The following is a 12,151-nucleotide window of genomic DNA, read 5'->3' on the forward strand; positions in this document are numbered from 1 at the left end:
CGCTACTATTAAGGTTGAGCTGTGAATCAATACGCTGTTATCTGTTTGGACAATAATCCGGTTAGCATTGAAAGAATACGTTCGGAGCTGGCTCCGTTGGCTTCTGTATTCGATATTTATACTGCCGAGAACATAGAAGACGCACATCACGCATTAGAAGATATTCATGATCACAACCAAACCGTTGCCTTGGTGATCACTCATCATCATTCTGAATTTAATGGCGTGCAATTCCTGATTGAACTTCAACAGCTGCCCCATAGTAATACCGCAAGAACGATATTAGTCAGCGCTTCGTCAGACATTCAATCCATTTTAACCGCTGTGAATGAAGGTAGGCTCAACCACTGTTTAACCAAACCGGTTCAAGATCAGGTTCTGTTCAAATCAGCGCAAAAAGAGCTGACCTCTTTTGTTATCCAATACGACTCAGAAAACCTGCTCTCTTACAGCGATGCATTGGATCAACAACGCTTACTCAGAGCGCACATTGAGCAAAAGATTCACTCTTTCCAATCGGGTTTCATTCACGACTACCACCAGCTTTCTGATAATGCCCTTGCAGAACGTGTCGTCAGTGCCTTACAAGATGTGTTTTCAAAAGATGACAAAACTAAGGCCATTCGTGACTATTCCCCCGAGCATCTACTCACTGTGGAAGGCGAAGACAATCGCTTTTTATGGCTGATCATTGAGGGTGAAGCAGCTCTTTATAAGAAAGATGAACTTGGGCAACAGCGGGAAGTGGTACGTCACTCCAAAGGGAACATTGTTGGCGGGATGTCATTTGTAACAGGCGAGCCTTCGTTTTCTACGGCGATCACCCTAACGCAGACTCGCGTTATCAAACTGGATAAAGATAGCTTTGCTCAGGTGATGCATTCAAACAATACCCTGCTGCCTTTATTTACCAATCTATTGCTCCGTCATTTTAATCGACGTTTGCAACGCAGCATCACCAATAAGATCAAACTGCAGCAGACACTAGAATCATTAGAGTCTGCACATCAACAACTGATCGAGAAAGAGAAAATGGCGATGCTCGGGCAGCTAGTCGCGGGAGTCGCACATGAGCTGAATAACCCGATTGCTGCCATATTAAGAAGCATCGAAACTCTGTCAGACCATCTCGACCAAATATTGGCTAACCTATCCGTTCCAGAGTCCAATAAAGGGACTGACGTACTGGCACATTCAAAGTTAGCTAAGCCACTATCAACAGCCCAAGAAAGACAGCTCGTAAAGCATCTTACGTCGACGATTAATGACCGTGCTTTAGCAAAAAAAGCCGTGAGACTAAACCTAAGCCAAGACTCTACGGTTCTAAACACATTAAAGGCGTCCCCTGTCGCAGGCAAAGAGCTGCTCAATGACTTAGAGCATTACCATTATGTTGGAAACTCCATCCGCTCAATTCAAGTGTGCAGCAAGCGTATTGCCGATATGGTCAAAAGCTTAAAAAGCTATGCTAGAGAAGATGAAGAAGTTCGCCACTACACAGATATCCACGAAGGGCTTGAAGATACCTTAGTGATCTTCGAAAACAGGCTTAAACACCACCAACTCGAAAAGCATTACGATACCGACTTACCGCCTTTATTGTGCCAGTCGCTCTCGCTGCAACAAGTGTGGACCAACCTTATCTCCAATGCGCTCGATGCCCTATCTGAACGAGGAAAAGTGACCATCACCACTTCTCAACAGACAAAAGGCGACGACGCGTTTCTTGTGGTGCAAATCTCCGATACTGGCCACGGCATTGCCAAAGAAGACATCAACACCATTTTCAACCCAAATTTCACGACTAAAAAAGAAGGCAACTTTGGTTTAGGGATTGGGTTATCCATTTCTCAACAAATCGTTTCGGCTCATCAAGGGTTTATTTTGGTGGAGTCAGAGGTAGGCAGCCATACAAACATGCAAGTGTGGCTTCCATTCAAACAAGAAGGAGCACCTCATGAATAAGTACCTAATTTTATGTGTCGATGATGAACCTGAAGTTCTCAATAGTGTCCTTCAGGACTTGGCGATATTTGAAGAGAACTTTCTGGTTGAAGGTGCAGAGTCGGTCGGTGAAGCCAAGCAAGTAATCAAAGAAATGGGACAAGATGGTATTAAGCTCGCGTTAATCTTGTGCGACCACATCATGCCAGAAGAAACCGGCATTGATTTTCTGATCGAACTCAATCAACACGACGCTACTAAACCAACACGTAAGCTGCTGCTCACAGGGCAAGCAGGGCTGGAAGATACCGTCACGGCCATTAACAACGCTGCACTTGATTTCTATATTTCAAAACCTTGGCAAGGCGATCAACTGAGAGACACGATTACTCAACAATTGACTGACTATGTCATTGCCAACGACAAGCAATTGCTAAACTGGACTTCCATCTTAGATACCGAGCGCATACTGACTTCAATGGCGGATAAACGCACCAGTTTTGGTGAATAGCACTGATTGGTTAATGGATACTGAGAATAGCGTCATCCGATATAAAAACCTTCCGAATGTATACAAATTTTGGATAATTCGCTCGTCTATTTTTCTCATTCGCCCTAAACATGAGATCTCCGTTACATACTGATCCTTAATTTGCTTGTTTTTTAACTAAATGAGTAAGGTTTTACATTTTAAAGGATTACTTTTCCGTGAGTTAGATTAAACTGTCTCAATGTTTATGGTTTGCCGATTTGTCTCAAACCAAAGGAATTAACACTAATATAGGTTTACGGTCGTTATGCGCAAAATTCTACTTACTACCGCTATGCTATTGGCTTCTGGTCAAGCACTAGCTGTTGATGAACAACCACAGGTAATGAGCAACTTTAACTATGATTACTTTGAAGCACGTATCGGTGCTAGCCCAGTAACATTTGGTGGTGCGTTCAGTAAGTCCATTCACCCGAACGCTCACGCTATAGCACGTATCGATTCAGAATTTGAAAGCGATTACGACTCAGCTGTAGGTCTTGGTTTCCACGCTCCATTAAACAACTGGGCAGACCTAACAGGTGAAATGCTAGCTCGTATCGTTCAACCTGAGAACTCAAGCTCTACTGATATCGGTATGGAAATCAACATTGGTGTTCGCCAATGGCTTGGTCCACAACTAGAAGTTGGTGGTAAAGGTGGTTACGTTTCTATCGATGACAACGATGATTGGACAGGTTCTGTTTACGCGCGTTTCCACTCTACAGAGCTTTTCTCTCTAGGCGCTGAAGCTCGTATTAACGACTTCTACGGTGACCAACTTATGTTCACTGCTCGCTTCAAGTACTAATACTTAAAGCCAAGCTAGCTCTTAACGAGCACTTAGCCTTTTGATACTTAGTCTTTTAAGAAATCCGACTAAGACAGAAACAAAAAAACCGAGGACATTCCTCGGTTTTTTTTATTGACAGTAATCTTAAGCATATAAGGCAAACTTCTTTAGTGGCAGCTCTTCAGTAATTGCTGCTTGCGTGGCTCTTGTAATAGTTTCCAGTGAATACCATCAATTGCACCCGCAAATTTCCAAAGTAGTTTTAGGTCAACATCGTTTCCGTACGCTTCGCGAACCTTATTAAACACTTCAGGTGCGCCCAACTGCATAAACATTGAAACATCATCCACACCCGCCTTTTTAACCATGCGCTCTAACGTAAGCTGCATGTTTGGTAGATCTCTTAATCTACGGCTAGCTGATGACTTCTTGAAGCTACGCTGCTGAATTGAATTATCGATTGAAGTACGAATAATACTATCCAATTCAGGATGTTCACAGGTAAACAGATCCGTAATGTCGTAATAGTTTACGGTTGCTGTTGTCTGCTTCTTTACATGACGATACTTTTCACAATCAAGATCGGTCAGTTTTTTATCTAATGATTTTCCACCTCTAATGAATAAACAACCTTCACTCAATAAAGCGAACATAGCGTCATTTTGAAAGAGGCCAATACCTCCGAACATAGAACGTTTTTGATGCTCACCAAATTGATTCACGTAATTAATAAATGCTGTCTCGGTCATATCCGTTGATCCTTAATCAAATTACCCCGATTAGGTTGATCACCAGACAAGCAGCTTGTTATGCGAAAATTTTAAATCTATTTTGTTATTCTATAGGTGAATATTATGGTTTCGTTTTTCACCTTTAAATAAATCATACTTCGAAAAGAAAAATAAGTCTGGACTTAGTTCACATCAATCAATTGAGTGTTCCGGTTTTTCATGATTGACTTCACAGTAAACTATCAAACCATGCTTGAATTTGGACACCTAGTGATACACCGGTTCAAATTATTAAAGGTTATGTAGACGGGTGAGTATTGCCTCGCAGCATCGTGGCTTGTAAAATGGCAGGACAGACCTGTTTTTACTTTTTATATGAATCATTTATCGTTTTTCTGGCTACCTCAAAATAAGACTCTTCTCTTAAAGGGTCTAGAATCAGAGTTTGCCCAACTTGTTGGACATTCTATCTCAGCGGGAAAAATAACACTTCCTCCTATCCCTAACGTTGTACTGAAGATTCAATCGCTTTGTACCCTTGAATCAACTGGGATTGCTGACGTTGCCGAGTGCTTACTCGAAGACCCAGGCCTCGCTGCTATTGTCATTCGTGTGGCTAACTCTGTCGTCTTTAACCGACGTAATATTACTTGTGTTGATATTATGACGGCGGTGTCGCGCCTTGGCATATTAAGAGTACGTGACATCGTGACGGCTCAGGCTATTGGGCAACTCAAACACTCAGTCAACCTCAGTAAAGAATGTAATAAGGTATTGGTTCAGAGCGCTTCTGTATCAAAAGAGCTGGGCGCTACTATGGTGCTTGTTACCAACAGCTTCAAAGAGCTCTCCCCTACTGAATACCGTTACCTTGAGCATGAAAAATCGCTGCTTGTTGGATTACTGGCTGATATTGGTTTGTTCTGTTTGGTTAGCGAATACCACCTCTACCTCGAAAATGGCAATTACCTAGATCACGACATCGCTCTACAAATCTTCCAAGGCCAATGTTCTGCTACCAGTAAATTGGTGCTTAACCGTTGGGGCTTCGACAGCGACTTTATTGATGTGTGCAGCAATACCATCAATAACCACGAACAGCGTGAAGTCTCTTACTTAGATATCGCTCGAATCGCTAACCACCTGCTGATGTTCAGAAACAAGGATGAGAACATCGATGATCACGAAGTTGAACTTAACGTGACAGGTGCAGAGGTGCTTTATAAATTAAGCAACTTGAGCAAGCATGATTTTAATGCAAAGCTAAGCGACGTGATCAATACTAGCGGCTTCTAAGTCACTGTTAAATTACAAGTAAGTGTAATATGAAGTAAATGCAATGGGGAAAGCATGTTTACAGGGATGATCTTTATATTTGCGCCACTCGTCGTGGGGTATCTTTTTGCAATTTCGAACGCTCAGACATTAGAATTTATCAACCGCTCAACATCGCGGTTGATCTACGTGATTCTGGCGTTAATGGGACTAAGCTTAGCCGCCCTCGATAACCTAGGCAGTAACCTGCAGACAATCCTTCTATATACCGTCACTTTCTTTGTCTGCTTAAGCGTATGTAACCTAATGGCACTGCCCGCTATTGATAAGTTATTGCCACTCAAAACCGACAGTAGCAAGAAGAAGCTTCCCCTCTCTTCTATGGCGATGGAATCTGCAAAACTCATCTTAGTGGTAGGTTCAGGGCTAATCGCTGGCTTAGTGCTGCCTATTGGCCTTGATTGGGTTGATACCGCAAGCGAATGGATTCTGTTTGTTCTTCTATTCTTTATCGGCATTCAGCTGCGTAATAGCGGACTCACACTTCGTCAGATCTTACTCAACAAGCACGGTATGGTTATCGCAATCACCATTATCATCACCTCAATGTTAGGTGGTGTAATCGCGGCTTACATCCTAGATATCCCTCTGTTCAAAGCCTTGGCAATGTCTTCTGGATTTGGTTGGTACTCTCTGGCTGGTATCTTAATGGGTGACGCCTTTGGTCCTGTCTATGGTGGCGCTTCTTTCATGCTTGAGCTGTTAAGAGAGTTAGTTGCCTTGGTACTGATTCCAGTGCTAATTCGCAGCTACCCATGCACTTCCATTGGTTATGCTGGTGCGACTGCGATGGACTTCACCTTACCGGTCATTCAAACAACAGGCGGCGTTAGATGTGTGCCTATCGCTATCGTCAGTGGCTTTATCCTCAGTTTGCTTGTTCCGATATTGATGTTGTTCTTTGTATCTCTTGCTAACTAGATCGCAGGAATAGCGTTTGTTTTAGATTAGAATGCAACTCGAATACCAATGCCCAGACACCGATACAGTTACCGAAATAAAAAGACACTAAGTGTCATTGCTCAACAAATAACGATCACGGTAACCTGTAACGACAAAGTTATAAAAAGAATAAACTTACAAAAGGAACCACTATGAAACGCCTTTGCGTCGCATTACTGCTAGCTTCAACTTCTACTTTCTCTTTTGCAGCAGATTCAATGTCTGAGACAAACCAGTGCCAAGCAAAAAAATATGATGCGTACATCGACGCTTCTTTGAATTGGTATGCCGACCTTGCTGCATTAACCTCTGAGCAATATCCAGAGCTAACAGAAGTGAGTGAGTGGTTCCTAGAAGGTCGTAAGCACCACTTTGAGCTGAATCGTGCTGCGGTTAACTACTACCTTGTGAACGATTCAAGCAAAGTGGCAACAGAGCAGCCTGTAGAAGGCTGGTTGCAACTTGAGCAACACGACATTAAAACGCTATCAACACGTGATGATGAGCTTGGTAAAATCGCGAAAACAACGTTCGATGACCGCCAATCAACGCCTCACGCTCAAAACTACGAACTACGTTCTGCCTTTGCAGAGCTGCTTAGTCACCCTAAGCAAATCGACTCAGCGCTACAGCGTTACAACCAGTCGATCAGTAAACTTGAAGCGATTAAGTGTAAATAACCCCGCATTTAATATGCTTTTTTGAGAAGTTGGATTTCATAATTAAGACGGGACATTGTTCCCGTTTTCGTTTAGATTGTCCCGCTCGCGTCAATATTAGAAAAATAACTCGCTTGCTATGGTTACGGAACAAAAAACAGCAGATGTTAGCTTCGACAGTCTTCTACGTATCTTCACGGTACCTGAAGGCCCAGATTCAACACTCACTCAAATTGAAGACAAACTTTCACGAAACCTGAATCAATTCTTACGTGAACATATTGTGGCTGAAGAAAAGCCGCTGCGTGAAATTGAGAAAGATTTTTCAAATGCTCATATCCCAGAGCAGCCTGAGTTTGTTTCTGAACATACTGAGCATCTCCTCGATTCTCTTGTGTCTCATTCGGTTCACACGTCTTCGCCAAGTTTTATTGGCCACATGACCTCTGCGTTGCCGTACTTCCTGATGCCGCTTTCAAAAATCATGATTGCGTTGAATCAGAATCTAGTAAAAATCGAGACCTCAAAAGCGTTCACTCCCCTAGAACGTCAAGTTCTGGGCATGTTACATCGCCTGATTTATCAAGATAGTGACCAGTTTTATTCTCGTTGGATGCACAGCGCAAACCACTCTTTAGGTGCGTTTTGTTCTGGCGGTACCATCGCGAACATTACAGCGCTCTGGGTTGCACGTAACAACGCACTAAAAGCGCAAGGTTCGTTCAAAGGTGTAGAAAAAGAAGGCCTGTTTAAAGCCATGAAGCACTACGACTACGAAGGCCTTGCCATCTTAGTCTCTGAACGTGGCCACTACTCTCTGAAAAAAGCCGCGGATGTCCTTGGTATTGGTCAAGAAGGTCTAGTGTCTGTTAAAACAGATAACGACAACCGTATTTGTACTGATGATTTAAGACTCAAGATCGAGCAGCTCAAGCAGAACAAGATCAAACCTTTCGCCGTCATTGGTGTGGCTGGTACAACCGAAACCGGTAATATCGACCCGCTAAGAGACATTGCTGAGGTGTGTGCCGAATCCGATTGTCATTTCCACGTTGATGCAGCTTGGGGCGGTGCGACTCTGATGTCTAACAATCATCGTCACCTACTTGATGGTATTGAACTGGCGGATTCAGTCACGATTGATGCGCATAAACAGCTTTATATCCCTATGGGTGCGGGTATGGTTCTGTTTAAGAAGCCAGATGCGATGACTGCGATTGAACATCATGCTCAATACATTCTTCGTAAAGGCTCAAAAGATTTAGGCAGCCATACGTTAGAAGGTTCTCGTTCAGGTATGGCAATGCTGGTTTACGCCGCAATGCACATCATTAGCCGCCCAGGTTATGAACTGCTGATCGACCAAAGCATCAACAAAGCGCGCTACTTTGCCGACCTAATTAAAGATCAGAGCGACTTCGAGCTGGTTTCAGAACCTGAGCTTTGCCTACTGACTTATCGCTATGTCCCTGAGTCAGTCAAAGCGGCACTGCTTAAAGCTGAGCCTGAACATCGTGTCGAACTGAATGAGTTGCTCAATGAGCTGACTAAGTTTATTCAGAAGAAGCAGCGTGAAACAGGTAAGTCTTTCGTGTCACGTACACGCTTAAACCCTGAAGCATGGGTACATCAGCCAATCATCGTTTTCCGCGTGGTATTAGCAAACCCACTAACAGGCAATGACATTCTTTCGTCAGTGCTTGAAGAACAGCGTGAGATCTCTAAACTAGCACCAAACTTGATGGGCAAAATCAACAAACTGGTTACGCAAATCAACGCATAGTCATTCAATTTTAGTTGCATCAAATTGAAAATTTCTTTCTTTTTGATGTAACTAAGCTGTCAGTTCATACCCATTTTGCATTCTTTTTGCTCAAACTCTCTTCCAATTCTGTAGTTTTCTAAAATTTTGTTGAGGTTTGTCATATTCTTAAGCATTCATGCCCTGTTTTTGTATTAGTAAATAGTATGTTGGGTTTATACTGACTCTATGGTGCTAGTTAGCTTGATATCTATTTGACGCAGCAGTATTTACGAAACCGAATATACATCGGCTTTGTGTTTACTGATATTTGCTTCAGCCATACCCCCTGGTAAAAGATATTAACTAGCAAGTTGTTCTCTATACCCTTGTGAACACTATGAATACATTAGAAAAAATACAAAAAAACCTGGAAAATTTCAGCAAGTCTGAGCGCAAGGTAGCCGAAGTAATTATGGCTTCCCCTCAAACTGCAATTCATTCTAGCATTGCTACCTTAGCTAAAATGGCTGACGTGAGTGAGCCTACAGTTAACCGCTTCTGTCGTCGATTAGACACAAAGGGCTTCCCTGACTTCAAACTTCACCTAGCTCAAAGCTTGGCAAACGGTACACCTTACGTGAACCGTAATGTTGAAGAAGATGATGGTCCAGATGCTTATACGCATAAGATTTTCGAATCAACTATGGCTTGTCTAGACGTTGCTAAAAACAGTCTAGACGCGATGCAAGTAAACCGTGCTGTTGACTTGCTGACTCAAGCAAAACGCATTTCGTTCTTCGGACTGGGTGCCTCTTCTGCTGTCGCCAAAGATGCTCAAAACAAGTTTATTCGTTTTAATATCCCAATCACATGTTTCGAAGACATCGTGATGCAACGAATGAGCTGCATTAACTGCAGTGATAACGACGTTATTGTTCTTATCTCTCATACTGGCCGCACTAAAAGCCAAGTTGAGATTGCAAACTTAGCGCGTGAAAACGGTGCGACAGTTATTGCTATCACAGCAAAAGATTCTCCACTGGATAAAGCGAGCTCGTTGTCTATTTCTCTGGATGTTCCAGAAGACACTGACGTTTACATGCCAATGGCAAGTCGCGTTGTTCAGATGACGGTTATCGATGTGCTAGCGACAGGCTTTACGCTACGTCGTGGTTCTGGTTTCAGAGAGAACCTAAAGCGCGTCAAAGAGTCACTTCGTGATTCACGTTACGAGAAGTACTCTCAGTTCTAATCTGCTTAGTCATGAACTGAAAACAGATGACCAGAGAACAAGTTGAATTAAAAAAACGGAGCCTAGAGCTCCGTTTTTATTTGTCTGTATAAAATGACTTATACAACGAACAAGTTTAAGACCGTTAGATAGTCCAACTATTGCCCTTCTCAACCACGCTGTTTTCGGACGCATAAGAATTGATAATGGTAAAGCTCGACTCGACAGCTGGTTCTTGCCCAATTTGATTCATTGAAGCTCCCTCATGATGCCCTTCTCTACAACTGCACTTCTCGCATACTTGCTTCAAAATATGCACGAGCCTCTCTTGGTTAAGCGGCAAAGGGTTTCCTTTAATCGCCACTGATTTGAGCGCGTCGGCAGACACCTCATCAAACAGGGCTTCACAGACACCAAATTCCAACAAGTTGGGTAACTTAAGCGTATCAAGCACTTCCGATAACCAAGAAATTGCCTCCTCTTCTATTGCTTCTACGTTACCTGTTACTATCTGAGCGATTCGCTGATAACGCGCTAGGATGTCGCTTCTTTGCTGCTCTTTTGCAACGGCTATGTTCTCCAACATCACAAACGGCGCTAAACGCGCGGTAATCACACTATGAGACGCAGAAATCTTACCTCCTAGTGCGGAGGCTAAACCATGGGCTGCGCCAAGCTTGGCATTAGTTATCGCCATACCACCGAGCATAGAAGCGAAAGCAAGATCAGAACGCGCTTGAGGCTCATCATAAACACACGCTTTAACCACAGAACCACTCAACTTACGCAGCCCTTCTTCACAAATCATATCGGTTAACGGATTCGGTTCACCACACACGTAGGCTTCCATTAGATGAGTAAAGGCATCCATCGCACCTCGCCCAGATAGATATAGATTGGTTCCATGAGTTAGGGTTGGGTCGACAATCGCAACGTCGGCCAGCATGTCTGGGCTTCTCAGGCTGATTTTCACTTGGTCTTGGCCTGATTTCAGCACCGCGTTTTTAGTGACCTCGGCGCCGGTACTCGCTGTGGTTGGAATTGCGATAAACGGAAGTGGTTTGGTTTTAAGAGGAACATTACGCCCGACCACTTCAACATAGTCATATAAATTGCCTTGATTAGGTAAAACCGCAGCCAACGCTTTGCCCATATCGATGGCGCTACCGCCCCCCATGGCGACAACCATATCTGGCTTAAATCGACGAGCAGAAATAGCCGCCTCTTCAACCATTTTGATATTAGGTTCACCGGAAACGGCAATGTGCTGATAACGCATACTCTGCGCATCAAGATAGTCAGTAACAATTGAAGTGCGCTCTAATGTATTGCCTGTAACCAATAGCACGCTGTAGCCATATTGATTAAAGAGAGACAATGAAGCGGAAAGTGCTCCATCACCAAAGATGATCTTTGTAGATGTCATAAATTGAAACATGGTGCCTCCTGCGCCTATGACCGAACAAAACTGCGAACTCTTGGTTATTGGAATTTAGCCTTTATATAGTGCATCAGTATTAAGATGCCTCGTTCTGTATGCGCTTTTTTTGACGAGGTGCAACTTGTCGCATTAAAGATGGATTAATGTCGTATTCTTAGGGGTAATTCACACTCTTAAATTAAGGGTAATCAATCTGAATACCCATCAGAAATCAGCATGGATCCTTTTTGTGACCATTATTTGCTCTGATAGACAAAACCTATTGTATTAAGAGGTAATTCCATCTTTATTTCCCCATGGCATTGAGGCATAGTTGGTTTTATGAAATTTTGAGTGGCATTCACTAAAGAATAGTTAACATAATCGAGTTAACGAGCCTCATCCCGTATTTAGGAGAAATTAAATGTTTGTAGTTATTTTTGGTCGCCCTGCTTGCCCATTCTGTGTTCGTGCAAAAGAGCATGCTGAAACTCTTAAAGCTAAACGCGATGACTTCAACTACCGTTACGTTGACATCCACGCTGAAGGTATCAGCAAAGCTGATCTAGAGAAGACCGTTGGTAAACCTGTCGATACAGTTCCACAAATCTTCATCGACCAAGACCACATCGGCGGCTGCACAGAATTTGAAGCATACGCAAAAGAAAACCTAGGTCTTTTCGACTAAGCTAGGATTTCTCAAACGAGAATCAGGGCTAAAGCCTTAAACAGCTGACCCATTTAGGCGTTAGACTGTACGATTTATAGAAAGCCCGCTCACTGTAGCGGGCTTTTTTATGACCAGTTTTCATACGGAATAAGA

General features: G+C 43.1%; 11 protein-coding genes. 9 read left to right on the plus strand and 2 right to left on the minus strand.

From position 1 onward, the window contains the following. Window positions 1-21: 21 nt before the first annotated feature. From AB4517_RS17615 to AB4517_RS17625, 3 genes are all read left to right on the plus strand, one after another. Entirely contained in the window at window positions 22-1,965 is a 1,944-nt protein-coding gene (locus tag AB4517_RS17615; protein WP_017060404.1) for an ATP-binding protein, read from the plus strand. After that, window positions 1,958-2,455 (plus strand): response regulator, encoded by a 498-nt coding sequence (locus AB4517_RS17620; protein ID WP_372149006.1) that lies wholly within the window; start codon window positions 1,958-1,960, stop codon window positions 2,453-2,455. The genes AB4517_RS17615 and AB4517_RS17620 overlap by 8 nt, the downstream gene beginning before the upstream one ends. A 286-nt stretch (window positions 2,456-2,741) precedes the next feature. Further along, complete coding sequence (locus AB4517_RS17625; RefSeq protein WP_017065409.1) at window positions 2,742-3,284, plus strand: hypothetical protein; 543 nt, start codon at window positions 2,742-2,744, stop codon at window positions 3,282-3,284. A 149-nt stretch (window positions 3,285-3,433) separates the two neighbouring features. On the opposite strand, the gene AB4517_RS17630 is transcribed toward AB4517_RS17625, so the two are convergent. After that, the gene (locus AB4517_RS17630) at window positions 3,434-4,015 is read right to left on the minus strand and encodes a TfoX/Sxy family DNA transformation protein (protein WP_017060401.1); all 582 of its coding nucleotides are present in this window, start codon (window positions 4,013-4,015) and stop codon (window positions 3,434-3,436) included. Window positions 4,016-4,372: 357 nt separating this feature from the next. Here AB4517_RS17630 and AB4517_RS17635 point away from each other — a divergent pair, with 357 nt between their 5' ends. The 5 genes from AB4517_RS17635 (at window position 4,373) to AB4517_RS17655 (ending at window position 9,929) form a co-directional block, all read left to right on the plus strand. Further along, a complete protein-coding gene (locus AB4517_RS17635; RefSeq protein WP_372149009.1) occupies window positions 4,373-5,293 on the plus strand; it encodes an HDOD domain-containing protein in 921 nt (306 codons plus the stop codon). A 54-nt stretch (window positions 5,294-5,347) separates the two neighbouring features. Next, window positions 5,348-6,253 carry a lysine exporter LysO family protein gene (locus AB4517_RS17640; protein ID WP_017071961.1) on the plus strand — a complete coding sequence of 302 codons (906 nt, stop codon included), beginning with the start codon at window positions 5,348-5,350 and terminating at the stop codon, window positions 6,251-6,253. Window positions 6,254-6,426: 173 nt separating this feature from the next. Next, the gene (locus AB4517_RS17645) at window positions 6,427-6,954 is read left to right on the plus strand and encodes a hypothetical protein (protein ID WP_017065407.1); all 528 of its coding nucleotides are present in this window, start codon (window positions 6,427-6,429) and stop codon (window positions 6,952-6,954) included. A gap of 118 nt (window positions 6,955-7,072) precedes the next feature. Next, entirely contained in the window at window positions 7,073-8,716 is a 1,644-nt protein-coding gene (panP, locus tag AB4517_RS17650; RefSeq protein ID WP_017060397.1) for a pyridoxal-dependent aspartate 1-decarboxylase PanP, read from the plus strand. 358 nt (window positions 8,717-9,074) lie between these two features. Next, window positions 9,075-9,929, plus strand: a complete 855-nt coding sequence (locus AB4517_RS17655) for a MurR/RpiR family transcriptional regulator (RefSeq protein ID WP_004734686.1) — start codon at window positions 9,075-9,077, stop codon at window positions 9,927-9,929. A 124-nt stretch (window positions 9,930-10,053) separates the two neighbouring features. Here the strand turns inward: AB4517_RS17655 and AB4517_RS17660 are convergent, their stop codons facing one another. Further along, window positions 10,054-11,346 (minus strand): iron-containing alcohol dehydrogenase, encoded by a 1,293-nt coding sequence (locus AB4517_RS17660; protein ID WP_372149011.1) that lies wholly within the window; start codon window positions 11,344-11,346, stop codon window positions 10,054-10,056. Window positions 11,347-11,752: 406 nt separating this feature from the next. On the opposite strand from AB4517_RS17660, the gene AB4517_RS17665 reads away from it, so the two are divergent. Continuing rightward, window positions 11,753-12,016, plus strand: a complete 264-nt coding sequence (locus AB4517_RS17665) for a GrxA family glutaredoxin (RefSeq protein ID WP_009847069.1) — start codon at window positions 11,753-11,755, stop codon at window positions 12,014-12,016. Window positions 12,017-12,151: the final 135 nt, after the last annotated feature.

Source organism: Vibrio sp. 10N.222.52.C3, from assembly GCF_041474195.1.
In the GTDB taxonomy this organism is placed as follows: Bacteria; Pseudomonadota; Gammaproteobacteria; order Enterobacterales; family Vibrionaceae; genus Vibrio; species Vibrio crassostreae_C.

What these genes read in the sequence shown, in the direction of transcription:
- AB4517_RS17660 (WP_372149011.1), bottom strand. Translation starts at nt 11,346, where the DNA reads ATGTTTCAATTTATGACATCTACAAAGATCATCTTTGGTGATGGAGCA.
- AB4517_RS17640 (WP_017071961.1), top strand. Translation starts at nt 5,348, where the DNA reads ATGTTTACAGGGATGATCTTTATATTTGCGCCACTCGTCGTGGGGTAT.
- AB4517_RS17665 (WP_009847069.1), top strand. Translation starts at nt 11,753, where the DNA reads ATGTTTGTAGTTATTTTTGGTCGCCCTGCTTGCCCATTCTGTGTTCGT.
- AB4517_RS17655 (WP_004734686.1), top strand. Translation starts at nt 9,075, where the DNA reads ATGAATACATTAGAAAAAATACAAAAAAACCTGGAAAATTTCAGCAAG.
- AB4517_RS17625 (WP_017065409.1), top strand. Translation starts at nt 2,742, where the DNA reads ATGCGCAAAATTCTACTTACTACCGCTATGCTATTGGCTTCTGGTCAA.
- AB4517_RS17620 (WP_372149006.1), top strand. Translation starts at nt 1,958, where the DNA reads ATGAATAAGTACCTAATTTTATGTGTCGATGATGAACCTGAAGTTCTC.
- AB4517_RS17645 (WP_017065407.1), top strand. Translation starts at nt 6,427, where the DNA reads ATGAAACGCCTTTGCGTCGCATTACTGCTAGCTTCAACTTCTACTTTC.
- panP (WP_017060397.1), top strand. Translation starts at nt 7,073, where the DNA reads ATGGTTACGGAACAAAAAACAGCAGATGTTAGCTTCGACAGTCTTCTA.
- AB4517_RS17635 (WP_372149009.1), top strand. Translation starts at nt 4,373, where the DNA reads ATGAATCATTTATCGTTTTTCTGGCTACCTCAAAATAAGACTCTTCTC.
- AB4517_RS17630 (WP_017060401.1), bottom strand. Translation starts at nt 4,015, where the DNA reads ATGACCGAGACAGCATTTATTAATTACGTGAATCAATTTGGTGAGCAT.